This is a genomic window from Pseudomonas cedrina subsp. cedrina (assembly GCF_001983175.1).
GTDB classification, from domain to species: Bacteria; Pseudomonadota; Gammaproteobacteria; order Pseudomonadales; family Pseudomonadaceae; genus Aquipseudomonas; species Aquipseudomonas cedrina.
This window is the reverse complement of sequence record NZ_MNPW01000002.1, coordinates 198576-222947: the sequence shown is the minus strand read 5'-3', so window position 1 is coordinate 222947 and position 24372 is coordinate 198576. Positions and strand designations below refer to the sequence as shown.

18 protein-coding genes are annotated in these 24372 nt (G+C 59.2%); 11 read left to right on the top strand and 7 right to left on the bottom strand.

All coding sequences use genetic code 11. The annotated features are described in order from the left end of the window. The first annotated feature begins 100 nt into the window (after positions 1-100). Positions 101-1042, top strand: coding sequence for a CAF17-like 4Fe-4S cluster assembly/insertion protein YgfZ (gene ygfZ, locus BLL36_RS04080; protein WP_076950208.1), 942 nt, complete (start codon positions 101-103; stop codon positions 1040-1042). Between the two features lie 36 nt (positions 1043-1078). Continuing rightward, positions 1079-1900 (top strand): HDOD domain-containing protein, encoded by an 822-nt coding sequence (locus tag BLL36_RS04075; RefSeq protein ID WP_076950207.1) that lies wholly within the window; start codon positions 1079-1081, stop codon positions 1898-1900. A 49-nt stretch (positions 1901-1949) separates the two neighbouring features. Here BLL36_RS04075 and BLL36_RS04070 read toward each other — a convergent pair whose 3' ends face one another. Then, positions 1950-3338 carry a sensor histidine kinase gene (locus BLL36_RS04070; protein WP_076950206.1) on the bottom strand — a complete coding sequence of 463 codons (1389 nt, stop codon included), beginning with the start codon at positions 3336-3338 and terminating at the stop codon, positions 1950-1952. Then, positions 3331-4002: a response regulator gene (locus BLL36_RS04065; RefSeq protein WP_076950204.1), complete on the bottom strand. Its 672-nt coding sequence runs from the start codon at positions 4000-4002 to the stop codon at positions 3331-3333. Before BLL36_RS04065 ends, BLL36_RS04070 begins: the two co-directional genes overlap by 8 nt. Positions 4003-4232: 230 nt before the next feature. Here BLL36_RS04065 and BLL36_RS04060 point away from each other — a divergent pair, with 230 nt between their 5' ends. The 5 genes from BLL36_RS04060 (at position 4233) to BLL36_RS04040 (ending at position 11673) form a co-directional block, all read left to right on the top strand. Further along, a complete protein-coding gene (locus BLL36_RS04060; protein ID WP_076950203.1) occupies positions 4233-5216 on the top strand; it encodes a Bug family tripartite tricarboxylate transporter substrate binding protein in 984 nt (327 codons plus the stop codon). Between the two features lie 164 nt (positions 5217-5380). Then, positions 5381-5839: a tripartite tricarboxylate transporter TctB family protein gene (locus BLL36_RS04055; RefSeq protein WP_076950202.1), complete on the top strand. Its 459-nt coding sequence runs from the start codon at positions 5381-5383 to the stop codon at positions 5837-5839. Between the two features lies 1 nt (position 5840). Further along, positions 5841-7355, top strand: coding sequence for a tripartite tricarboxylate transporter permease (locus tag BLL36_RS04050; RefSeq protein WP_076950201.1), 1515 nt, complete (start codon positions 5841-5843; stop codon positions 7353-7355). Then, a complete protein-coding gene (locus BLL36_RS04045) occupies positions 7348-8376 on the top strand; it encodes an AbrB family transcriptional regulator (protein ID WP_076950199.1) in 1029 nt (342 codons plus the stop codon). Before BLL36_RS04050 ends, BLL36_RS04045 begins: the two co-directional genes overlap by 8 nt. Before the next feature lie 141 nt (positions 8377-8517). After that, a complete protein-coding gene (locus BLL36_RS04040; protein ID WP_076950198.1) occupies positions 8518-11673 on the top strand; it encodes a carbohydrate binding domain-containing protein in 3156 nt (1051 codons plus the stop codon). A gap of 520 nt (positions 11674-12193) precedes the next feature. Here the strand turns inward: BLL36_RS04040 and BLL36_RS04035 are convergent. The 4 genes from BLL36_RS04035 to ung form a co-directional block, all read right to left on the bottom strand. Then, positions 12194-14485 (bottom strand): autotransporter outer membrane beta-barrel domain-containing protein, encoded by a 2292-nt coding sequence (locus BLL36_RS04035; RefSeq protein ID WP_076950197.1) that lies wholly within the window; start codon positions 14483-14485, stop codon positions 12194-12196. Positions 14486-14682: 197 nt separating this feature from the next. Continuing rightward, entirely contained in the window at positions 14683-16644 is a 1962-nt protein-coding gene (locus BLL36_RS04030) for a hypothetical protein (RefSeq protein ID WP_076950196.1), read from the bottom strand. Between the two features lie 193 nt (positions 16645-16837). Continuing rightward, positions 16838-18859 (bottom strand): hypothetical protein, encoded by a 2022-nt coding sequence (locus BLL36_RS04025; RefSeq protein WP_076950194.1) that lies wholly within the window; start codon positions 18857-18859, stop codon positions 16838-16840. 212 nt (positions 18860-19071) lie between these two features. After that, on the bottom strand, positions 19072-19764 hold the full coding sequence (gene ung, locus BLL36_RS04020) for a uracil-DNA glycosylase (RefSeq protein ID WP_076950193.1): 693 nt from the start codon (positions 19762-19764) through the stop codon (positions 19072-19074). Between the two features lie 134 nt (positions 19765-19898). On the opposite strand from ung, the gene BLL36_RS04015 reads away from it, so the two are divergent. Further along, entirely contained in the window at positions 19899-21011 is a 1113-nt protein-coding gene (locus BLL36_RS04015; protein WP_076950191.1) for an enoyl-CoA hydratase/isomerase family protein, read from the top strand. A gap of 54 nt (positions 21012-21065) precedes the next feature. Here the strand turns inward: BLL36_RS04015 and BLL36_RS04010 are convergent, their stop codons facing one another. Continuing rightward, positions 21066-21428, bottom strand: a complete 363-nt coding sequence (locus BLL36_RS04010; RefSeq protein ID WP_076950190.1) for a hypothetical protein — start codon at positions 21426-21428, stop codon at positions 21066-21068. Between the two features lie 263 nt (positions 21429-21691). On the opposite strand from BLL36_RS04010, the gene BLL36_RS04005 reads away from it, so the two are divergent. From BLL36_RS04005 to BLL36_RS03995, 3 genes are all read left to right on the top strand, one after another. Further along, a complete protein-coding gene (locus tag BLL36_RS04005) occupies positions 21692-23314 on the top strand; it encodes a methyl-accepting chemotaxis protein (RefSeq protein ID WP_076950188.1) in 1623 nt (540 codons plus the stop codon). Positions 23315-23397: 83 nt separating this feature from the next. Next, entirely contained in the window at positions 23398-23610 is a 213-nt protein-coding gene (locus tag BLL36_RS04000) for a cysteine-rich CWC family protein (RefSeq protein ID WP_076950187.1), read from the top strand. Further along, positions 23610-24302 (top strand): pseudouridine synthase, encoded by a 693-nt coding sequence (locus BLL36_RS03995; RefSeq protein ID WP_076950185.1) that lies wholly within the window; start codon positions 23610-23612, stop codon positions 24300-24302. The genes BLL36_RS04000 and BLL36_RS03995 overlap by 1 nt, the downstream gene beginning before the upstream one ends. The last annotated feature ends 70 nt before the right edge of the window (positions 24303-24372 follow it).

Below are 24372 nucleotides of genomic sequence, written 5' to 3'. Positions count from 1 at the left end.
CGGCACCGGAACAGTCAGCTTTGGTCGCCCACGACGAAACTATCCATTTGCCGGGCGCCCCTCTATGATGCACCTATGACTTTTTAACCTGCGATGACCCATGGCTGACTCTGCTTTCTTCTGCCCCCTGTCCCACGAAGGTGTTCTCGCCGTCCGCGGCGCCGACGCGTCCAAATTCCTTCAGGGCCAACTGACATGTAACCTCAACTACCTGAGCGATACCCAGGCCAGCCTCGGCGCGCGCTGCACACAAAAAGGGCGCATGCAGTCCAGTTTCCGCACTTTGTTGCAAGGTGACGGCGTGTTACTGGCCATGGCCACCGAGCTGCTGGAGCCGCAACTGGCGGACCTGAAGAAATACGCAGTGTTCTCCAAATCCAAACTCACCGACGAAAGTGCCGCCTGGGTGCGTTTTGGCCTGATGAATGCCGACGCGGCCCTGGCCAGCCTTGGCCTTGAGTTGCCGGCCGAGACCGACAGCGTCGCCCGCAGCGATGCACTGATCGCCATTCGCGTCTCCCCTGGCCGGGCCGAACTCTGGGCGCCAGCCGAGCAAGCCGAGAGCGTACGCAGCCAACTGGCCGAACACCTGCAACAAGCTGACTTGAATGAATGGCTGCTGGGTCAAATCCGCGCCGGCATCGGCCAGGTCATGCCGCAGACACGCGAATTGTTCATCCCACAGATGCTCAACCTGCAAGCCGTGGGCGGCGTCAGCTTCAAGAAGGGCTGCTACACCGGCCAGGAAATCGTCGCTCGCATGCAGTACCTGGGCAAACTCAAGCGTCGCCTGTACCGCCTGCGCCTTGATGCGGCGCAACTACCCGAGCCAGGCACGCCGCTGTTTTCACCCAGCCACAACAGCTCGATCGGCGAAGTGGTGATTGCAGCGAAAGCTGACCTGACCATTGAACTTCTTGCCGTGTTGCAAGCCGAAGCTGCCGATAGTGGCGATGTGCATTTAGGCACACTGGAAGGCCCCGGCCTGCAACTGCTCGACCTGCCTTACACACTCGACCGCGATCGAGAGATCCAGCGTTAATCGCCGTACCTTTTTGCAACACCCTAGAGATCATGAATGAACAAGCTGGCGGAAAGAGTCCAACAGGCTTTGGTGAAGGCCATCGACAACGATGACCTGGTTCTGCCGACATTGCCGGAAGTGGCCCTGAACATTCGCCAGGCCGCCGAAGACCCGGACATCAGCATCAGCCACTTGAGCAAAGTCATCGGTCGCGATACCGCACTGTCGGCGCGCCTGATCAAAGTAGTCAACAGCCCTTTGCTGCGCGCCACCCAGGAAGTCACCGACCTGCACACCGCCATCACCCGACTGGGCACCAACTACAGCAGCAACCTGGCGATCGGCCTGGTGATGGAGCAGATCTTCCACGCCCGCTCCGACGTAGTCGAGCAAAAGATGCGTGATGTGTGGCGCCGCAGCCTGGAAGTCGCCGGGGTGAGTTACGCCCTGTGCCGCAGCCACAGCCAGCTCAAGCCGGACCAGGCAGCCCTTGGCGGCCTGGTGCACCAGATCGGCGTACTGCCGATCCTGACCTATGCCGAAGACCACTACGAGTTGCTCGCGGACCCGGTCAGCCTCAACCACGTGATAGAGAGCATTCATCCGCTGCTGGGCGACAAGCTGCTGGGCGTCTGGGACTTTCCGGAGATGCTGGCGAAATTGCCTGGCCTGTACCTGGACCTGGAGCGCGACTCGGCCAGCCTCGATTACATCGACCTGGTACAGGTCGCCGTGCTGTATTGCCATCGCGGCACCGATCACCCACTGGCAAAAGTGGACGTTTCCAGCGTGCCTGCAATGAAAAAGCTGCGGGTTGACCCCTACAGCGAAAAACTGCGCACCGAGCTGGATGAAGCCCGCTCGATGTTTTATTGATTCAAGGTTACCCAGTCATCGTTAACGATTTTCGCGAGCAAGCTCGCTCCTACACTGCCGCGATAAAACTCACCCGCACTTTCAACCCTGCCTGCTCGCCATCGTGCAGGCTGATCTGCGCCAGATGCGCCCGGCAGATTTCACCGACAATCGCCAACCCCAGCCCCGAGCCCATGCCCTGCTGACTGCGGCGATAAAAACGCTCGAACACCCGGTCCCGTTCATCCAGCGGGATACCGGGGCCATCGTCTTCAACTTCCAGCACCGCCGGCGCCGTCACCCGCAGGATCACGTTGCCGCCGGGCGGCGTGTGGGCCAGGGCATTGTCCACCAGGTTGCTCAGCAACTCGTTCAACAGGGTGGGCTCTCCACGCAGCCACACCGGCTCGTCGGCTTCCAGCGCCAGTGCCACGCCACGTGCGTGAGCCAGCGGCGCCATGGCCATGCCCAACTCCCGGGCCAACTGGCTGAGATCGAGCAGCTGCGCGCCGCCTTCGGCAATTGCCCGGGCGCCGTTTTCAATACGCGCCAGGGACAATAGTTGATTGGCCAGATGCGTCAGGCGGTCAGTGCCCTGGGCCGCGGTTTCCAGCGTGTTGCGCCAGACGGCGGGTTCCTCTGAGCGCAAGCCCAGCTCCAGCCGGGCCTTGAGCGCGGCCAGCGGCGTGCGCAGTTCATGGGCCGCATCGGCAATGAATTGCGCCTGGCGTTCGAACTGGCCGCGCAGGCGCTCGGTGAAGTGGTTGAGGGAGCGCACCAGCGGGCCAAACTCATCCTGCACTTCCACCAAGGGCAGCGGCCGCAAGTCATCGGGCTGGCGCTCTTCCACCGCCGTGCGCAGGCGCTCCAACGGACGCAGCGCCGCACTCACGGCAAACCACACCAGCAACAAGGCGCCGATGGCGAGCATACCCAGGCGCAGCAAGGTATCGGCCATCAGGCTGCGGGCCATGCTCACGCGCGCTTCATCGGTCTCGGCGACACGGATTTCGGCCATGCCGTTCATGTTCGGTTCGGATACGGCCTTGAGCAAGCTGACCACGCGCACCTGCTGGCCCTGGTAGACAGCGTCGTAGAAGCGCGCCAGCGCCGGATAATCGTCGGTGCGCGGCGTGCCGGGTGGCGGGCCGGGAAGGTTTTCGTAGCCGGAGATGAGCTTCTGGTCGATGTCATTGACCTGGTAATAAATACGCCCGGCGCTGTCGTAGGCAAAGGTGTCCAGGGCCACATAAGGCACATTGGCGCTCAAGGTGCCATCCACCTCGGTCAAGCCGGCGGCGATAGTGCGCGCCGAGGCCAGCAGCGTACGGTCGTAGGCGGTGTCGGCGGCCTCGCGGCCATTCCAGTAGGCACTCATGCCGCTGGCCAACATCAGCAACACCAGCAGCAACGCCAGGTTCCATAACAGACGCCAGCGCAGGCTGCTGGGCTTATGCATCGCGGGCTTCCAGCAAATAGCCGAGGCCCCGGAAGGTCACGATGGCGATAGGCTGGCCGTCAAGTTTCTTGCGTAGGCGGTGCACGTAGATTTCGATGGCATCGGGGCTGGCCTCTTCGTCCAGGCCGAACACTTGGGAGGCCAACTGCTCCTTGCTCATCACCCGTCCCGGGCGGGCGATCAGCGCTTCGAGCACCGCCTGTTCACGGGAGGTGAGCGTCATCAGCTCGCCGCCGACGGTGAACCGCCGGGTATCGAGGTCGTAGACCAGCACGCCGCAGGTCTGCTGCCGCTCCCCGCCCAACACGCTGCGTCGCAGCAGCGCCTTGACCCGCGCTTCCAGCTCCGTCAGCTCGAAAGGTTTGGCGAGGTAGTCGTCAGCCCCCAGGTTCAGGCCGTGAACGCGGTCCTTCACATCACTGCGCGCGGTCAGCATCAGCACCGGCAGGTTTTTTCCACGGCCCCGCAAACGTGCGAGCACCTCGAAACCGTCCATGCGCGGCAAGCCCACATCGAGGATGACAACCGCGTATTCCTCGCTGCTCAGGGCCAGGTCCGCGGCCACGCCATCGTGCAGCACATCGACGGTCAAACCCGTGCTCTTGAGCGCCTGGGCCACACTTTCGGCGAGCTGCAGGTGGTCTTCTACCAGAAGGACACGCATGGATTTCTACCTTATTCGGGGTGGTCGGCGCCACGCTTTGCGAGGCAGTTTACAGGCGCCGACTGCCCTGTGAAGCCCGAAAACAGTGAAAGGCAGTTGAAAGGTTACTGAAAGCTTCGCCGTTTAGCATCAGGCGACGGCAGGTTACGCCCGCCAAGCTATTGAGCGATAGCACCCGAAAAACGCCTCGAAGCGTTTTCGCCAAATAAGAACAATAAATGGAGACACACATGACGTTCCCCCTACGTAAACTCGCCCTCGCTGCCGGCTGCATGCTGTTCGCCGGCCACCTGCTGGCCGCCGAAGAACCCAAGCGCCCCGAATGCATCGCCCCGGCCTCCCCTGGCGGCGGTTTCGACCTGACCTGCAAACTGGTGCAAAGCGCACTGGTCAACGAAAAACTGTTGAGCAAACCGATGCGCGTGACCTACATGCCAGGTGGCGTAGGCGCGGTGGCGTACAACGCCGTGGTCGCCCAGCGCCCGGCGGACGGCGGCACCCTGGTGGCGTGGTCCAGCGGTTCGCTGTTGAACCTGGCACAGGGCAAGTTCGGGCGCTTCGATGAGAGCGCCGTGCGTTGGCTGGCAGCAGTCGGCACCAGCTACGGTGCCATCGCCGTGAAAGCCGACTCGCCCTACAAGACCCTCGACGATCTGGTCCAAGCCTTGAAAAAAGATCCGGGCAGCGTCGTGATCGGTTCCGGCGGCACCGTCGGCAGCCAGGACTGGATGCAAACCGCGCTGATCGCCAAGGCCGCCGGGATCAACCCACGCGAGCTGCGTTACGTGGCCATGGAAGGCGGCGGTGAAATCGCCACCGCCCTGCTCGGTGGTCATATCCAGGTGGGCAGTACCGACATCTCCGACTCCATGCCGCACATCCTGAGCGGCGACATGCGCCTGCTGGCGGTGTTCTCCGAGAAACGCCTGGACGAGCCGGAAATGAAGAACATTCCGACCGCCAAAGAGCAAGGCTACGACATCGTCTGGCCAGTGGTGCGCGGTTTCTACCTCGGGCCAAAAGTCAGCGATGCCGACTACGCCTGGTGGAAAGACGCCTTCGACAAGCTGCTGGCCTCCGAAGAGTTCGCCAAGCTGCGTGACCAGCGCGAGCTGTTCCCGTTCGCCATGACCGGCCCGGAGCTGGACACCTACGTGAAGAAACAGGTGGCGGACTACAAAGTACTGGCCAAAGAGTTCGGCCTGATCCAGTAATCGCCCCCGTCCGCAATGCCACTGTAACTGTAGGAGCGAGGGGGACGCCTAGTTCTTGCTCGCGAAGACCTCACAGGCACCGCGTATATCCAGAATGCACGCGTTATCGTTGACGTTTTTCGCGAGCAAGCTCGCTCCTATAGTGCGTGGCGCAGGAGTGTCCTATGCTCATACAACGCATTTTTGCCGCCGTGCTGCTGCTGGCCTGCGCCGGCCTGGCGCTGATGGCCTGGCCGTATCAGGCAGCCTTTTCCTACGAGCCGGTCGGGCCACGCGCCTTCCCGCTGCTGATGCTCGGGCTGATGAGCCTGGCGCTGATCTACATGCTGATTCGCCCGCAAGCGACCAAACACACCGAAGAAGAACCGGCGCTGGACCGCGCCACGCTGATCAAGATCGGCGTGTGCGTCGCGCTGTTGATCGTGTTCGCCGGCACCTTCGAACCCCTGGGTTTCATCCTCAGCAGCCTGCTGATCGGCATCCCGATGGCACGCCTGTATGGCGGCCGCTGGTTGCCCAGCGTGGTGATCGTCGGCCTGATGGCCATCGGTCTTTACCTGCTGTTCGATAAAGTCATGGATGTGCCGCTGCCCCTTGGCCTGCTCGACGTTCTGGAGAACTGACATGGATACTTTCGGCTACTTGGGCCAGGGCTTCGGCGTTGCACTGTCCCCTTACAACCTCATAACCGCGTTGTGCGGCACCTTGATCGGCACCGTGGTCGGCCTGTTGCCGGGCCTGGGGCCGATCAACGGCGTGGCGCTGTTGATACCCATCGCCTTCGCCCTCGGCCTGCCGCCGGAGTCGGCGCTGATCCTGCTGGCCGCCGTGTACCTGGGTTGCGAGTACGGCGGCCGTATCAGCTCGATCCTGCTGAACATTCCGGGCGAAGCCTCCACCGTGATGACCACCCTCGACGGCTACCCGATGGCCCGCAAAGGCCTGGCCGGCGTGGCCCTGTCATTGTCGGCCTGGAGTTCGTTCATCGGCGCATTCATCGCCACCTGCGGCATGGTGCTGTTTGCGCCGCTGCTGGCCAAATGGGCGATTGCCTTCGGCCCGGCGGAATATTTCGTACTGATGGTGTTCGCGATTGTCTGTCTGGGCGGCATGGCCGGTGACAAACCCTTGAAGACCTTCGTGGCGGCGTTGATCGGCCTGTTCCTGTCGGCCGTGGGCATCGACGCCAACAGCGGCGTGTACCGTTTTACCGGGGATAACATTCACCTGACCGACGGCATCCAGTTCGTGGTGTTGGTGCTGGGTCTGTTCTCCATCAGCGAGATCCTGTTGCTGCTGGAAAAAACCCACCGTGGCCAGGAGGCCGTGAAGGCCACCGGACGGATGATGTTCAACCTGAAGGAAGCGTCTTCCGTTTTCGTAGTCAACATCCGTTGCGGCCTGCTCGGCTTCATCATGGGTGTGCTGCCGGGCGCGGGTGCAACGTTGGCCTCGGCCGTTGCCTACATGACCGAGAAACGCCTGGCCGGTGCCAGCGGTAAATTCGGCCAGGGCGACATGCGCGGTCTCGCCGCGCCGGAAACCGCGATCGGCGCCTCTGCCTGCGGTGCGCTGGTGCCGATGCTGACCCTGGGCGTGCCTGGTTCGGGCACCACGGCGGTGATGATCGGCGCATTGTCGCTGTACAACATCACCCCGGGCCCGCTGCTGTTCCAGCAGCAACCGGACATTGTCTGGGGCCTGATCGCCTCGTTGTTCATCGCCAACATCATGCTGGTGATCCTCAACATCCCGATGATCCGCATCTTCACCCGTATCCTCGCCGTGCCGAACTGGGCGCTGGTGCCGGTGATCGCCATCATCACCGCGATCGGTGTATACGCGGTGCACGCCACCACCTTCGACCTGTTCCTGATGGTCGGCATCGGCATCTTCGGCTACATCCTGCGCAAGCTCGACTTCCCGCTGTCGCCGGTGCTGCTGGGCTTTATCCTCGGCGGCCTGATGGAGCAGAACCTGCGCCGGGCGCTGTCGATCTCCAACGGCGCGCTGGAGATCCTGTGGTCGAGCCCGATCACCTTTGGTGTATGGGTACTGACCGCGTTGATGCTGATGTTCCCGCTGGTGCGCATCTACCGTAAACGTGCCTTGCAGCGTCGTGCCCTGGCCGATGTCTGAGGTCACTTTTAAACATTGGTGGGGAACACCGCTGGTCGGCCTGACCGGCGGTTACCTGGCCAGCCTCGTCGGCTGGCCGTTGCCGTACATGGTCGGCTCGTTGCTGGCGATCATCCTGGTGCGCTGCCTCACGCCGTGGCAATTGGCGGAGATTCCCGGCGGGCGCAAATGCGGCCAATGGGTGGTGGGCATCGGCATCGGCCTGCACTTCACACCGGTGGTGATCGAGCAGGTGATGAGCCACTTCGGCCTGATCTTCTTCGGCGCGCTGGTCACCAGCCTGTCGAGCGTGGTCGGTGTGTGGTTGATGCGTCGCAGCGGCGAAGACCGCGCCACGGCGTTTTTTTCGAGCATGCCGGGCGGCTCCGGCGAGATGGTCAACCTCGGTGCGCGCAACGGCGCGGTGCTCAGCCGTGTGGCGGCGGGGCAAAGTCTGCGGGTGCTGGTGGTGGTGCTGTGTGTGCCGGCGATCTTCAAGTATTTGCTTGAAGGCGGGACACCGCAGTTTCACCCGGCACCGGTGAGCTGGACTTGGCTTTTGATGCTGTTTCCGATGGGCGCGCTGGTGGCCTGGGGCTGGCAGCGTTTGCGCCAGCCCAATCCCTGGCTGTTCGGGCCGTTGCTGGTGAGTGCGACGGCCAGTGTCGTCTGGGACTTGCATATCGGTTTGCCCGACGGCGGCAGCCAGATTGGCCAGTGGTTGATCGGCAGCGGGTTGGGCTGCCACTTCAACCGACAGTTCTTTCGCAGGGCTCCATCCTTCATGGCCCGCACGTTGATCGGCACCGCCTTGACCATGGCGCTGGCGACATTGGCGGCTGTGGGCCTGAGTGCCCTGACCCACCTGGACCTGCGCTCGCTGACCCTGGGCATGATGCCCGGCGGTATTGCCGAAATGAGCCTCACCGCCGAAACCCTGCAATTGTCGGTACCACTGGTCACGGCCATGCAGGTGATGCGATTGTTATTTGTACTGTTTCTGGCGGAGCCATTGTTCCGGTATTGGAATCGTCAACCCTGACAACCGTTACCGTTTGTCGGCACTGTCAATTCTCACAGCTGGTTGCCCCCCGAGTTCCGCGTTACACCTCTTCGCAGCTACTCCCACTCAGTAAATGGGCCGTAGACATTGAGTTCCTCACTGACTGCAGAGGGTTCCATCATGGATAACGAAGAAGAATCTTCCACGCCGCCCGGCCAACGCTTGATCAAGCTTGCACAGGGGCGATCACTGCTTGCACCGTACGCCTCCAAGCAACAACAAAAAAAGAAACAGGCTGCACGGCGTACTTTCATTGATCCTCGTTACCTGGTGCCACGCCCCTCGGACGTATCTCTCAACTCGACGCAAGCCTTCAAAAAGGTTCGCCTCGAAGACTTGGTATTGTATATCCCCGCAAGTACCCAGCCGGTGCAAGGCGTCGATGCAGGTATCAATCTCGCCGCAATAACGACCCATATCGAGGGACTACTGATCGCCTTGCTGCCATTTCTGGAAATGGCAGCGCTGGATTTCGTGGAACTGTTCTTTGGTGATCTGACCAAAGCCGTCGCGTCCACCACCATCCATCAGCATGAAGTGGATAATGCTGAGTTGATTGTGCTGTTCGTACCCCAAAATGTGATCACCGATGGCATTGTCACCGCGTTCATCAAGGTCACACGCCTCGGCAATGCGGTAGGAGAAACCAGAAAATTCACGCTGAAGGTCGATAAGGTGGAACCTGCCGGAAAAAACCCGGACGACCACAGTTTTGTAAACCCGAACCTGCCCAAGCCGCTCATTCCCCAAGAATTTCTCGACTTTGGCGTTACAGAAGACGACGCGCAAAACTGCATAGAGATTCGCGTCCCCTACTACCCCGCCGATACCTCATTGTCACCCCGTACCCATCGGGCCGTGCGTGATGCTGTTCGCCTTAAAATCGGCGACGCATTATTCAAGCACGAGGTGTCGCAGGCAGAAGCGGATAACTTTGACGACATTGTTTTCAGGTTGTGCATTGAACAGTGGCGCCAGATCGGCAGCGGCTCTCACGTCGCTGAGTGGAACGTGATTGATGAGTGCGGAAACTATTCGGACGGCTGGTCGCTCCCCGAATTCATCCAGGTATTCTTGAACGATGGTTCAGAGCCATTGTTGCCCCACTGCTTCTTCGATGAGGCTCCGGAAGACATCCTCAACCTCGACGAGGTCGTTGGTGCCTTCGTGACAATCATCATTCTAATCGCGGGTAACGCCTACCTGTTGGGCGACGTGATCAAGGTGACCCTCACTGGTAGGACGGTGGATGGGCAAACGGTGAAAAAGAAAACCTACAGTTCCGATCCCCTGACATCCACCACGACGCGCCAGCTCAAAATTCCATGCCCGGTAAGCGACCTGGTCCCGTTGATCAGAGGGCAGGCTCGACTTCGCTATGAGCGCATTCGCTTTGGCGCGCCGAATAGAGGCTCACACCTCACCCAGGTCAGAGTGATCGGCAGCGCCCTTCCCGGTGGGCTCTACGCCCCGATATTTCGGGAGGCTGTCGGTGAAACACTGCCTGCTGATACCCCCGTCGTTAACATTGACATCCGTAAATCTCACGGACAGGATTTCTTTGACCGCATCACGCTGAAGCTGCTGGGCCGCTACCCTAACGGCAAGTTTTACTACCACGAAGAATCCAAGAATGCAGGCGCAGGCAATGTGGTGTTCTCGATTGTCAATGGCCCCGAGGGTGATATTGCCAAATTGGCAGGGGGCAGCCTGACAGCCTTTTATACGAGTGAGAATAGCGAGGGAATACGGCCATCCCCGGACACAACGGTTTATGTCGGTGCCTCCGAGGCCGCACTGCCCGAACCGAGGGTGCATGAAGCGCTGCCGCCTGATTACGTGCTTAATCTGAACCAATCCACCGGCGATGCCACCATTGAGGTCGACCCCAACAAGGATATCAAAGTGGGGGATACGGTCACCCTGCATGCTGAAGGCAACGGAGGAAGCGCTCCGCCGCAACCCTTCTTTGTCTCACGCACTTGGGAAGGCCGGCCGCTGCCTTTCACGCTCGAGCGCCAGTACATCCGGCTAAATCAATTCATGAATATTTTCTACGACCGCTCCCGCCCAAGCGTTGCAACACGCTTTTCGTACACCGTGCCCATGAAAATCCTCGCAGTGCGCCATCTACCTGCGCCCCTCGTTTACAACAGCACGCCGGTGGACGACGAAAACGCGACGATCAGCCCGGTGATTGCTGACAACACTCCCGAGGTGACGGCGCGCGTGCAGTTTGCACCGATGTCTTCGAACGATCTCATTAAGCTCGAACTGCTGGGCAAACCCGGTGCGACGCTGCCGTCCATAACGCCCCAATACGGCAACCCCACCACAGGTTTCGTCGATTTCAAGTTCTCCAACAGTGTGATCGGTGACCACGTTGGGAGCGTCCTGCGTCTTCTGTATCATGTCACCACCAACGGCGTCACCGATGACTCCAGGGCACTGAATCTGCGCGTACTGGACTTCGATGAACTACCCGGCGGCAATCCACTGCCGCAGCCAAGACTCAATGGCCTGAAACCCGGCTCAATCGTCGACTTGAACAGATTCAACACCGACTGCTGGGTGGACGTGGCGCGGTGGCTGTTGAGCAGAAAAGACCAACGGATCTGGCTCAGGCTCCATAGTGTTGGTGCAATACCCTTAACACTGTTGAACGGCCATCCGATCGACCAAACCCAAGCCGACAACGGGATAGTGAATGAAAAGGCCATGCGCAGTTGGTTTACCGCACTCGCCGATGACAGCCAGGTTACGGCAAAGGCAGCCGTCACTTTCGATGGTAATTCAAATGAACTGAACGCCAAGTCCTTTCCGTTGAGCAACTACATCATCAAAGCGCTTCGGCTCTATGATTTGACAGACTTTGAATTATTGTCCTGGAACGGATGGGCCAATATCATCAACGGTACGGGCGTAATCAGAAATATCAATAACAATAATTTCTGGTATGTAAAACTGAATAACGGCAGCCCTGTCGCTCCCGGCGTCATTAAAACCTTTTATATCAAGAGCGGTAAAACCTACGACTTGAGCTTCAAGATGAAGGTGGACCTGAACCCCTATCAACCCCAGGTTTTCATAGAGTTCGGCACTCAGTCACAGACGTTCGTCCATGTTAACCCAGGTGTGTGGACCTCACATTCGAGGACCTTTTCATTGCCTGCCGGAGTTCCCTCTCAGTTCTTGCCTATGCGCATCTACTTCAAGAGTACCTACTCAGGGGCAGAATTTTCACTGGATGATATTTTGGTTGTGGAGCAGCCATAGGCTTATTGTTAAAAACGCTGCTGGGTGGTGATATTGCCACCCGACACTACGATTCCTAAGGCAATAAAAAAGGCCTCTCTACCGTAAGGAAGAGAGGCCTGTTCATTTAAGGGTTTTATACACAGCGTCCAAGAACCGGATCAAAGTTAGTAGTGTTCGGTACGCATTGCCTCGGATGCCTTATCCATCGATCACCAGAAGTACTTTTACGGCATAAATAATACCAACTGGGCGATACGCTTTTAAACCACCCAGCACTTGTGCAGGGAGGGTCAAGGCTTGGGTACTCGGACAACGGCTCGGAAGGGCTGCTTGAACACGCGGCCACCCATACGGCCATGCCCGAGGCAACCAATAGCCTGGGCACGGCACGCATAACTTTTTTATTAATAAAATAATGCATGGGAATCTCCTGATAAGGAATGCCCATCCAGTTAGCACCCAAAAAAACAAACCGCCTACTGTCAGATTTGACAGGTTAGCGGTTTGCCTGACGAACGGAAATCAGCCCCGACGACACTTAGAACGCGTAGCGAAGCCCCACATTCACACCCAGGGGTTGCTTGATATTCTTGCCCACGCTGCGCTCCACGTCCGCATGCACGCTCAATGCCTGCGATACCGACAGCGCCACACCCGCCCCCAGTTTCAAACGTGAACCCGACAAGTCGTTGTTAAACGCATTGTCGTTGACGAACACCTTGTTGCTCTGGTCAAACTCATGGGCGACCGCGGCTTTCAAGTAAGGCTGCAGCACGCCGCCGCTGTCGAGTTGGATGTTATTGCCGGCAGTGACGCCCAACTCACCGATCACCGAACTCGAACGGTCACCCTTGGCTTGCAGGCCGTTGTCCAGTGTGTAGCTCTGGGCCTGGGTGATCACCGCCGCCAATTGGCCGTAGGGTTCGACGAAATAACCGTCATCCAGCGTGATATGACGGCCGAACTCCGCCGAGGCGCCCATGGCGTTTTGCGTGTAGTTGCCTTTACTCTTCTTGCCGTCGCTCATGGCCACGTTGGATTCATTGTGCAAGCGGTTGAACTTGAGCACGCCGTCGAAGTAAAAGCCGCTTTCGCTGTCCAGCCACGTTGCGTAGCCGCCCAGGTAGTAACTGTTGATGGTGGCTTTGCTGCCCAGGTTCAGGTCCAGGTCCGATTGGCTGTGGCCGGCCATTGCGCCGATCAGCCATTGCCCATCGCCAGCCTCCAGCGGCGCATCCGCACCCAGGGTAAAGCCGCGCTGGTTCTGGTTATAGCCCAGGCCCGTCTTGTCGTTGGACACTTCATATTTATTGCCATAGGCGCGGGTCCACAAGCCGGCGGTCTGGCCGCCATTGAAACGCAACTCACCCATGCGCGTACGCAGGTTGGTCATTTCGCCCAACAACACACTCGGCGCCGCGTTGAACAAGGCCAATACAGAGTTGGTGCTCGGGCTGATGACCTTGTTGTCCGGGTCAAGGTACCAATCATGGTTTTGGTTGTCTGCCACCAGGTCATAGGAATAGGTGCCGCGGTCGACCCGCCCTCCCACCAGGCTGAAGTTCGCCACGCCGTCGGCGGTGTGCACCATCTGCAGACGCTCGGTCAACGGATCGACGCCCGTACTGGCGATCAACAACTGATGGTTACCGGCGGAGGTGCCCGTTACATTGAGAAAGTCGCCGGTCATCGAGCCGAAATCCGCCTTCATGATGAACGTGCCGCCGGTGCCGGACAAGTTAGCCACGTCCAACTTATAAAAGGCGGCCGAGTCGCCGAACTTAACGTTACCGCCATTCATCGACAACGCATTGAGCGCCTGTTGGCCATCCACCATTACCCAAGTGGCGTCGCTGTTGACCGACAGTTTGTCGACATTGTCCAGGCGCCCGGTCAGCACTGAGCCGTTGTTCAGACCAACATTGGCGGTGCCGCCGCTGTTGATGATATCGCCGTTCATGAAGGCGAAATCCATGTTCAGGTCCAGGGCGCTGCCTGTGCCCACTTGAATGTCGCCGGTGAGCGCGCTGTTATTGACGCGCATGTTGGCCGAGCCGCCACCGCTCAGTTCCAGCATATTGCCGTTCTGGCCGCTCAGGGACGAACCATTGGTCACGTCAATTTCGGCGGTGACAGGGCTCAACACAGAGATGGCCGGGCCGCCAAGCCCCTCAACACGTGAACCGTCCAGGGTCAGGTGTGGCGACTCAACGGATGTCGAGCTCTCTCGCGCCATAACGACACCAGCCGTCGCCCCCTTGATTTCACTGCCCCTGGCAATGGCCGCGCCCCCCAGCAGCCTCAAGCCCTGCTGGCTGCTGCCGGTCACCGTGGAGTCATTCAGCTCCAGCAGACTGTGGGAGGTAACGTTGGCGCCGTAAGTCGCGCCCGTAATTTCACTCCTGCTGACTTGAGCGTGAGAGCCTGTGGCAGTGCCTGGTTGATGAGCAACGCTCAAGCCGCCACTGGTGTAGCTGGTCACATTCGCGTCTGTGATCGTGGCGTTCGAGTTACTGAGCGCTACAGCTGCCTGGGAGCTGTGCGTCGAGTTCACCGTGGCGCCCGAAATGGTCAGCGTCGAGCCGTTGTTAGCCTGTATTTCTTGAACGATGGCATCTTGATGAATGTTGAGGGTCGCATTATTTCGCGCAATATAGGCCTGAGCACCTGCTCCGGGATAAACGTCAAGTTGGCCGGTGCCTACGTTGCCGTCCACGATGACCGCCGACAGCGCCTGTTCACTCAAAAGATACAGCGGCGCAACAGCCATCAGCTTTACGGCTGCCGATAAACGCGAATAACGAAAATGATGGGGAGTAATGGCTTTCATGTTTTGTAGTCTCAGAAGTAAACACCAGTTCGAACCCGGAACCCGTATCGAATAGGTTTCCGTTTTCCACGGCGCTGAGACTAAAGAACTGAATTCCCCGAACACGTAGGACTTTCCTTAACACCTCCTGCTTAACGACGATAGGTATTGCAGTAAAAGGCCCCATCGCCTCACAGAGGCGAACGGGGCCGTGTTAATCAGAGCGTCCCTTTACGGCGTGTCGCCCCTGGCACACAAGTGGGTGGGTTGCCAGAAGCAACCAGATCCCAAAGTGCCCTGACTTCCATGGAATGCCCACGATCATCTGTGGACGGCCGCAAGAGCGTCCAGCGCACACCGACATAACCCCGGCCTTGAGTACCCGTGTAGTCCTTAAACCAGGCATTCAAATCCAACGGCACGATCAAGCCCAGGTTTACATGGGTACTGTCGATGTCGAACTCAGCAGTTTTCACAGGATCACCAATAGGCGCACCGATAGGCGTACCAGCGGGGACATAGGCGTACCGGTAGGCCTCGACCGTGACCTTATCCCCCACTTTGAGTATCGCAGGGTCCAGGACTTTGATTGGAACGTTCAACCATGGGCTGCGTGTGCAATTGATAAACCACGTGGCATGAGGATGGGATGACAAGGCTTGTGCATTATTGAAAATGGGGTCGGCCAGCCCCGCCAGATTGAAAATTTCTACCACCACGTTTTGAGTCGGGGTGTGTTTGTAATTGACGGCGTCCCGGACCTTGCAATAAATCGGGAGAGCCGGGTTATTGCCAAGCGACTCGATGAGTGTCCAGGTAACGGTAAAAGGCACCTGAAAACCCGTTGGCTCCGCGCCTGTGACGGTGTAAGTGGACGCAACATCTGCGTTGGGGCCATAGATCAGGTCGATGAAGTCACCCACTGTCAATCCTGCAGGCAACGCTAGAGTAGCCGTTGCATCAAAGCCCCGGTCCTTGTCAGAGATACGGTTGTCTGGACGCGGCAAAGGCCCGCCACCCAACAGTACGGGTTTGGGGAGCGTCGAGTCCTCAGGCCCTGGGCCGGGGTTTTGGCTGTCACCTGGCTCACGCAGGTTGACATCCACTTGAACAATGGGTGATGGGAAGGTAGGGCTGTTAATACGATCCACAAACAGCTGAATATCCGCAGTGTAAAAACTACCGCCAACCGCAATGTCAGCATAAACAGCGGGAATATCAATCGGCCCACCGGTCGAGCCGATGGCTTTGTTATAAATCTCTACCGTTCCCCACATTCCTCTCAGGAAATCCGTGGGCAAGTGACCTGTAATGCTTTGCAGGCGTACTGTTGCACCATTACGGGCTTCTTCTTTGTTGACCAACGGCGCTTCCAGAACGCTGATAGGACCGTATACCGGCGGGTTGTTGAGACTGACGCGCACATAGGCCGGGTCAGAGAGATCCGTCGGGTTATCTGAACGATCCTTCAACCTGTAGGTAACCGGGATTACACCGGCGCGTGCCAGGATCATTGCACTGGGGATGATTCCCGTTATAGGGCCAGTCAGGGGGACATTATCCTCAATGTACGCCGTGAAGGTGTCTACGTGAACACTGAACGTGTCCCCGCCCCGCCGCTCTGCAGGTTCGGGAATGGTGAATTCAAGACCCAGCTTCCCCGCCAGATCTGCGGGAGTCAATTCCGTGCCATAGTCTTCAAATTCAATCGGGGCGGGCTGTCTATTGCCATTCGGATCCCGCGCATCCACATACACTCGCCTGATGTTGTAGTTGATGTCGTTATCGCTGGCATTAAGGACATGGACGCCGATGTCCTTCAGCCCGTTTTCCTGCAAAGTGGATTGAACCCCCAGGTCGACAACCACTGGGTCAGGTAGAGGGACATCCGTGTCAAAGCTGGTAATGAATACAGGGCGGCCATTCACGAATACCGTGAGCGGCTCGAACAGATTAAAAAGTCCGCGTTCCCAAGGACCTATTCTTAGCACCAAGCCCGCCTGTTGCATCGCCCGGGGCACCACATCACGGTGGTTATCACCCGCGATCGCAGGGAGAAGGCCGTCGATAACCGCTGCGGGCGAAAATTCAGGATTGGGGGTGGGGTCCGCCCATTCTTCCATAGGCCCTTGCTCTTGATCGCTGCTTTTGTTGATGGGTTTCTGTGTGTTACTGGACATGACTCCAACTCCTGATTGGGATAGGTATCTGTCCGGGTATACAAAGAATGCTTGACCACACACCCGGGTGTTATTGCTCGAAAAAACAACTGACTTTCAACTGGTCTGGCTTCACAAACCTGATGACGTCTCGCTCATTAAATGGAATTTTAGAGGGATGCGTAACTGTCAAACCTGACAGTTACGCAGCGTTTTAATCATCCGAAAGACACGGCGGTTGTCCAGCCAGCCGAGTCAACTTGATGTACACCAACCTGCGACCGGAGTAGCCCATGCCAGCGCCCACGGGTTTGATGACCTGATAGCGCGACACAGCCGAGCCATGTCGAGGTTCAGTCTTGCCCGGCGCGGGTTCTACCAGACCGGGCGCCTTGATGTACGGCACGAAAGGCACCTGGAAGGTATATCCGTCGCGGTGTTCATTCCCGGTCAGCGTGTGCGTAAAGGTATGGATGGTTTCAGGGATGACCGCACCGGAAAAGCCGGCGGGATGCGCATAGCTGGCCCAGTGCAATTTCACTTCATCGCCCCAGGCTAACCGGCTTTCGTCTCCGGGAATCTTGACGCCCACGCCGTTGACCCATGGCCGCAAAGGGCAACTGATGAACCCGGCATCCGGGCCTGGGCCGTAGGTCACCCCGACGTATTCCAGGTCTTTCAACCCCACGATAGGGATGATATTGATCAACACCTGCGTATCACGCGCCCGCTGCCTGTTAACGCCGTTGAAGGTCCAATAAAAGAACGGAACCAGCCCGCCGCCCAGAAGCTCGATGATTGCCCACTCGACAAACCATTCGATTTGCTTCCCGGCTTTGTCCCCCAGCTTTACTTCATATTCAGCAATAGGTGTCGCAAGGGTCCCCGCCATCAACTCCAGCAGTTCACCCGGTTTCGGATCGTCGTATAGAAGGGTCACCACACGTACCTGTAGCCCTTCATCATTCACGCTCAACTGGTTATCACCATCTCTACCTTTGACGGTCACCACCGGCAGCAAGCGGTTGATCGGGTCTGGGTTATCAGGGCTCACATTCCCTGCCACGGTCAGGTCGACCGGAACAAACCGGGTAACAGAAGGCCTCGCAGGCGCAGTCCCCCGTCGCCAGTTGTATTCCGCTCGTATCACTCCGGGTGTGTACTCATAACCGCCACTAGCCAACTTTGAATACGGAATAGGAACGTTGATAGGCCACGCCTGAATCTCGGCAATCCTGATAGAGGACAGCTCAATACGGTCCCAAAAAGGATGCAGAAAATCTCCCGCTGCCGCACCGAACACTTGGAGGATTTGCATGTACACGCCATCTGGCTTTTCACGGGCGTCATCGAGGTTTATCAGGCCGTCTGCCAATTGAGGTATCTGAACAGCACGCAGCTCGGTGGGCGTCGGCGTCAAATTGATCAATAGAGGGGCAGTCAGAGAGGGTCCAGACTCGCGGCCCGAGCGGTCCTTCAGATAATAGTGGGCGTTGTACTCGACATTTTTCAGCCTGCGCAGATCGTCACCGCGGAAATGCAACTCGACGGGACGAATCCCGTCCTTGTGCTCTTGCGTGATCACTGTCGTGGCAACAACGTCCAGACGCCGGTTACGTTTGCGCGCAGGTTTGCGGAAGGGCAATTGGGTCAGGTACCCCGTGACAATGTCGCCTAAACGGGCGTCCAACCAGAGGGGATCGATGGTGCCAATCACCCGATCTCCATTGGCTGGATTATCCAGGTATTCGTCCGTGACACCTTCGGCATCGATCACCGCAGCAAACCGCAGCCGCGATCCGCGCTGCCCCCGATTCGGGCCTTCCTTGTCGCTGTCCAACAGGGTTATGAATGAGGAAACGGTGGGATTGCTGCTGCTTTCTCTCAAGACCACGCCGTATCTCAAGCTATGCAGCCCAGCTACATCCATTAGATGTGAAGGCACCACGGCATCGACATCAGGCAGGTCGGACTCGTCGTAGGGCGCCTCCAGCCTTTTGGTCGCAAACAGAGTCGTATCCCAATACCAGTAGAACACCGTTATATCGCCAGGATCGAGAACATCACTGCCAGGCGGGAGCTCAGGCACCTCAACGCGCAGTCCCGTGCTTTGAACCGTCACAGGTATTTTCCGACCGACATCATCAGGCATCAGATCCAGCGAGTCAGGCGCCAGCGGTGCATGCAACTCCAGGGTGCCGTCGTTTGTCACCCCAATGGGTTCAGGATTTGGCATGTCTACTCTCCTCGGCAAGCCTCAGTGAGGGTCATTGGCCATCGGTTCCAGAGGCCAGAGAGAAGAGTTAATGCGATTGAAATCGAAACGGATACTGTCAGATCTAACAGGTAGGGACGGGCCTGAAGTGCTTGGCTTCCATGGCGCGGACGTCCAAAGCACCTTCAAACAATGACTTGCGAGAGCGGTAGGGGCTTGTCCCCTCATAATCATCAGACAGGCGGCAACCGCCACTCAATCGGCGTCTCGCCATTTTGCTCAAGAAACTTGTTGGTGCGACTGAAATGCCCACAGCCCAGAAACCCGCGATACGCCGACAACGGCGACGGATGCACCGAGGTCAACACCAGGTGCTTGGTGGCATCGATCAGCTTCTGCTTGCTCTGGGCATGCGCGCCCCACAACAGGAAGACCAGGTGCGGTTGGTGTTCGCTGACCACCTCGATAATCCGATCGGTAAAGAACTGCCAGCCCTTGCCCGCATGGGCGTTGGCATTGGCGCGCTCGACGGTCATGGTGGTGTTGAGCAACAACACGCCCTGATCGGCCCAGCTTTGCAGGCAGCCGTGGTTGGGGATGTCAATATTCAGGTCGCGCTTGAGCTCCTTGAAGATGTTGACCAGCGACGGCGGTGCCGGCACGCCCGGTTGCACCGAGAAGCACAGCCCGTGGGCCTGGCCGGGCCCGTGATACGGGTCCTGGCCAAGGATTACCACTTTCACTTTGTCCAGTGGCGTGGAATTGAGCGCGTTGAAAATCAGCGGGCCGGGCGGGTAGATTTCTTTGCCGGCGGCGTGTTCCTGGCGCAGGAACTCGCGCAACTGGGCCATGTAAGGCTTGTCGAACTCATCGCGCAGGGCGTGTTTCCAGCTGGGTTCGAGTTTGATACGGTCTTCTTCGGTCATGGTTCAATTGTCTTGTAAAAAGAATGAGGCGAACCCTAGGAAAGCCGACCCCGCTTGTCAATTGATCTGACACACCCCGGCACTTTCCTGCCAAGCGATCATACTCATCCTCCACCTTCTCGATTGAGGTCACGATGAACCTGCACTTCGAAGAGCTGACCGGCAGCGACGGTGCCCACATCGGCATCGCCAGCCTCGACGCTGAAAAGTCCCTGAATGCCCTCTCCTTGCCGATGATCCTGGCCTTGAGCGAACGCCTGGATACCTGGGCCAAAGACCCGAACATCGTCTGCGTGCTGCTGCGCGGCAATGGCTCCAAGGCGTTTTGCGCCGGTGGCGAAGTGCGTAGCCTGGCGCAAGCGTGTCGGGAACAACCAGGCACCGTACCGGCGCTGGCCGCACAGTTCTTTGCGGCGGAGTATCGCCTGGACTATTCCCTGCATACCTACCCAAAACCTTTGATCTGCTGGGGCCACGGCTACGTGCTGGGCGGCGGCATGGGCCTGCTGCAAAGTGCGTCGGTGCGCATCGTCACGCCGAGCAGCCGGTTGGCCATGCCGGAGATCAGTATCGGGTTGTATCCAGACGTCGGCGCCAGTTGGTTCCTGTCGCGCCTGCCGGGCAAACTCGGGTTATTCCTGGGCCTGACCGGGGCCCACATCAACGGGCGAGACGCGCTGGACCTGGGCCTGGCCGACCGCTTCCTGCGCGACGACCAACAAGACGAACTGCTCGACGGCCTGCTGCAACTGAACTGGCAGGAGCAGACCTCGATGCAACTCAATAGCCTGTTCAAGGCACTGGCGCAGGAAGCCGTCGGCCAGCAGCCGCAAGCGCAATGGCTGCCGCGACGCCAGCAGATCGACGAATGGCTGGATGTGGGCGATGTGCGGTGTGCGTGGCGGGCACTGAGCCAACTGCGCGAGCATGCCGATCCATTGTTCAGCCGTGCCGGCAAGACGCTGAGCGAAGGCTGCCCGCTGACCGCGCACCTGGTGTGGGAACAGATCCAGCGTGCCCGGCACCTGTCCCTGGCCGAGGTGTTTCAGATGGAATACACGCTGAGCCTCAATTGCTGCCGTCACCCGGAATTCAGCGAAGGGGTGCGCGCGCGGTTGATCGACAAGGACCAGACGCCCCATTGGCATTGGCCGGATATCAACACGATTCCGCAGGCTGTGGTACAGGCGCACTTCAGCAAGGCATGGGAAGGCCGCCATCCCTTGGCGGACCTGTCTGATTACTGATTAAGTTCGCCTATGAAAAAGCGGCGCTTCAAGCGCCGCTTTTTCAGGTGGGACTCAGCGGTGACCGCCGCGCCCTCGTCCGTGGTCTGAACCGCGACCGTGTCCGCCGTTACCCCACCGATCACCGCCCCACCCCTGGTTCGGATAAGGCCGATAACCCGCGCGTGGCCCGTAGTAGCGCGGTGCCGGCTGGTAATAGCGCGGCGCGGAGTAATAGCGTGGTTGCGGCGCGTAATAGCGTGGCGCGGGGTAATAGTCCCGGCGGTACGGGTACGCGGTGCCACCGCCGTAGTAATACACCGGCGCCGGAGAGGTGTAGACCTCGGAACGGTAATAACTCTGGCCTCCTTCGTAATAGGGAACGCAAGCGCAAAGGGTCAGACCGAGTAAAGCGCTGAGCAGCAGTCGTCGATACATGGCGGCCTCCTGGACCGCGGAAGAGCACCTCCAGCGACGCTGGAGTGCGGCATTCAGCTTTCACTGAATGACGAAGTATCTGACATCAAAAACAGAATCTGGTGCGTTCTAGCAACAGCTTGATACATCTACGCCAGGTTTATCGATTCAGTAAATTTTCCTGGCGAGCAACTTTATCAATTGCGATGATGTCACTATGATATCGCACGAAGCCAGGGAGGCTCTAGCGTGCGCCCTTCGCAACTATTGTCGGACTCGACCGCATGAAAATCTCAACCAAACTGCTGCTCTCTTTTCTCCTGTGCGCGGTGGTCACCCTCGGGGTAGGCCTGCTGGGCATCAAAGGGGTGGTGCGCCTGGCCACCGCCTTGGAGCTGACCTTCTCCAACAACCTGGTTTCCGTCAGTAACACGGGCACCACGCTCAACGGCCTGGTGGCCCATAACCGCGGCCTGTACCGGTTGATGGACGCCAGCAAAGGCGACGTTGCGTCCCAGGACCGCGAACGCGTGCGCCAGGACACCGCCAACGAGCTCAAGCGTAGCCAGGCGGCGTATGCAACATACCGTGCAACGCCGCTGGAAAGCGACGAACGGGCGGCGGGAGACAAACTCGACCAGATCTGGCCCACCTACATCAGCAGCTCCGAACGCATCATGTCGCTGCTTGACGGCGGCCAGGTCGACCAGGCCCGTACCCTGCTCAACACCACCAACAATGAACTCTTCCGGCAGGCGCGCGAGCTGATCCGCATGATGATCGAGTCCAATGACCGTCAGATCAAGGAAGGCGCCATCGCCGCCGACGCGCTGCGCGCCAGTGCGTTGACGTGGATGATCAGCGGCATCGTCCTGGCCTTCATTATTGCCATCACCGTTGGCGTGTTGATCACTCGCCTGATCACCCGCCCCATCGCCCAGGCCGTGCAGAGCGCGCAACGCATTGCCCAGGGCGACCTGACCCAGGCCATCATCACCGAGCGCACCGACGAAGCCGGGCAACTGCTGATGGCGCTGTCGGATATGCAGGGCGGCTTGAAAAGTACCCTCGTGGAAATCGCCAACGCCTCCGACCAGTTGGCCTCTGCCGCCGAAGAGTTGAGCGCGGTCACCGATGAAAGCAGCCGCGGCCTGACGCGCCAGAATGACGAAATCCAACAAGCCGCCACCGCCGTCAACCAGATGACCGCCGCCGTGGACGAAGTGGCGAGCAACGCCGTCTCCACCTCGGAAGCGTCGCGCCAGGCCACCACCGAAGCCGAGGACGGCCGCCTGCAAGTGGAACAGGCCGTGTCCGGCATGAGTGCAATGGTGGGAGAGATCAACGACTCCACGCAATCGGTGGCCGATCTGGCCGGACAGGTGCGGGAAATCGGCAAGGTGATCGATGTGATCCGAGGCATCGCCGACCAGACCAACCTGTTGGCGCTCAACGCCGCCATCGAAGCGGCCCGTGCAGGTGAGCAGGGCCGGGGTTTTGCGGTGGTTGCCGATGAGGTGCGGGCGCTGGCCCACCGTACGCAAGTATCCACCGTCGACATTGAGAAGATGATCGGTGAAGTCCAGACCGGCGCCGATGAAGCGGTGGCGGCGATGAACAAGAGCCTGACCTGGGCCAACAACACCCAGACCCTGGCACAGAATGCCGGCCAGGCATTGCAGCGGATCACCGCCAGCGTGGCGATGATCAACGAGCGCAACCTGGTGATCGCCTCGGCCTCGGAGGAGCAGGCCCAGGTTGCCCGTGAAGTGGACCGCAACCTGCTGAATATCCAGGACCTGTCCAGCCAGACGGCCGCCGGTGCCCACCAGACCAATGCGTCCAGCCAGGACCTGTCGCGCCTGGCCACCTCGTTCAATGTATTGGTCAGCAAGTTCCAGCTCTGAGTAGCCTGGGCCGGGCCGGCCCTGTATCGTGCACGGCACGCAGGGCATCTGCGCAACCTTGCCCGATCCGGCCCGAACCGACCATGACCACGCCAACCCTCTGCCCCGCCTGCGGCGGCCGCAACGACTGCACCCTGGCCGACCCACGTACCGTCGACCAGGCGTGCTGGTGCTACAGCGTCACCATCGACAAGGCCGTGCTCCAAGCGCTGCCCCCCGAGCTGCGCAATAAAGCCTGTTTGTGCCCGCGTTGCGCCCAGGCCGATGAGCAATTGCGTGGGGCTGAGCCGACGTAATGCGGGTGGATCGCTTCCTCAGTAATTTGCCGCGGTTCAATCGCAGGCAAGTGCGCCTGTTGCTGGTTGAACGGCGGGTGTGGGTCGATGGCGTGGCGGTCAGCGATCCTCATCATGAGGTGCGCGAATTCAGCCATGTATGCGTTGACAACCAAGTGCTGCAAGCGGGTAAACCCGCGCGTTATTTCATGCTGAATAAACCCAAGGGTTGCGTGAGCGCCACGGCGGATCCGCAACACCCGACCGTGCTCGACTTATTGGATGAGCCGGACAAGGCCGAACTGCACATCGCCGGACGCTTGGATTTCAACACCACCGGCCTGATGCTGATCACCAACGATGGCCAGTGGTCGCGGCGCCTGACGCAACCGCAGACCAAGTTGCCCAAGGTCTACCTCGTAGGGACCGAGCAGGACATTGGCGCGCAGTACGCAACAACGTTTGCCAAGGGCCTGTATTTTGCGTTTGAAGACCTCACCACCCAACCCGCCGAGCTGGCGCTGCTGGGGCCGAGGACTGCGCGGTTGAGCATCATCGAAGGGCGCTATCATCAGGTCAAACGCATGTTCGGGCATTTCAACAACAAGGTGGTCAGCCTGCATCGCGAGCGAATGGGCCCGTTGGTGCTGGACGCAGAACTGGCACCGGGCGAGTACCGGACGCTGACCGACGAAGAAATCCGGCAAATCTGACGACCGTTCGGAACGCCACGCCGCCCTCCCTCTCCCAGGCGTATGCCTACCTGTCATAAAGCACGTGCAA

Bases quoted from the DNA above. Each gene is read 5' to 3' on its own strand.
- BLL36_RS04055 (WP_076950202.1), top strand. From the start codon at position 5,381: ATGCTCATACAACGCATTTTTGCCGCCGTGCTGCTGCTGGCCTGCGCC.
- BLL36_RS04050 (WP_076950201.1), top strand. From the start codon at position 5,841: ATGGATACTTTCGGCTACTTGGGCCAGGGCTTCGGCGTTGCACTGTCC.
- BLL36_RS04065 (WP_076950204.1), bottom strand. From the start codon at position 4,002: ATGCGTGTCCTTCTGGTAGAAGACCACCTGCAGCTCGCCGAAAGTGTG.
- BLL36_RS04035 (WP_076950197.1), bottom strand. From the start codon at position 14,485: ATGAAAGCCATTACTCCCCATCATTTTCGTTATTCGCGTTTATCGGCA.
- BLL36_RS04060 (WP_076950203.1), top strand. From the start codon at position 4,233: ATGACGTTCCCCCTACGTAAACTCGCCCTCGCTGCCGGCTGCATGCTG.
- BLL36_RS04000 (WP_076950187.1), top strand. From the start codon at position 23,398: ATGACCACGCCAACCCTCTGCCCCGCCTGCGGCGGCCGCAACGACTGC.
- ygfZ (WP_076950208.1), top strand. From the start codon at position 101: ATGGCTGACTCTGCTTTCTTCTGCCCCCTGTCCCACGAAGGTGTTCTC.
- BLL36_RS04075 (WP_076950207.1), top strand. From the start codon at position 1,079: ATGAACAAGCTGGCGGAAAGAGTCCAACAGGCTTTGGTGAAGGCCATC.
- BLL36_RS04010 (WP_076950190.1), bottom strand. From the start codon at position 21,428: ATGTATCGACGACTGCTGCTCAGCGCTTTACTCGGTCTGACCCTTTGC.
- BLL36_RS04030 (WP_076950196.1), bottom strand. From the start codon at position 16,644: ATGTCCAGTAACACACAGAAACCCATCAACAAAAGCAGCGATCAAGAG.
- BLL36_RS04005 (WP_076950188.1), top strand. From the start codon at position 21,692: ATGAAAATCTCAACCAAACTGCTGCTCTCTTTTCTCCTGTGCGCGGTG.
- BLL36_RS04015 (WP_076950191.1), top strand. From the start codon at position 19,899: ATGAACCTGCACTTCGAAGAGCTGACCGGCAGCGACGGTGCCCACATC.
- BLL36_RS04045 (WP_076950199.1), top strand. From the start codon at position 7,348: ATGTCTGAGGTCACTTTTAAACATTGGTGGGGAACACCGCTGGTCGGC.
- ung (WP_076950193.1), bottom strand. From the start codon at position 19,764: ATGACCGAAGAAGACCGTATCAAACTCGAACCCAGCTGGAAACACGCC.
- BLL36_RS03995 (WP_076950185.1), top strand. From the start codon at position 23,610: ATGCGGGTGGATCGCTTCCTCAGTAATTTGCCGCGGTTCAATCGCAGG.
- BLL36_RS04025 (WP_076950194.1), bottom strand. From the start codon at position 18,859: ATGCCAAATCCTGAACCCATTGGGGTGACAAACGACGGCACCCTGGAG.
- BLL36_RS04070 (WP_076950206.1), bottom strand. From the start codon at position 3,338: ATGCATAAGCCCAGCAGCCTGCGCTGGCGTCTGTTATGGAACCTGGCG.
- BLL36_RS04040 (WP_076950198.1), top strand. From the start codon at position 8,518: ATGGATAACGAAGAAGAATCTTCCACGCCGCCCGGCCAACGCTTGATC.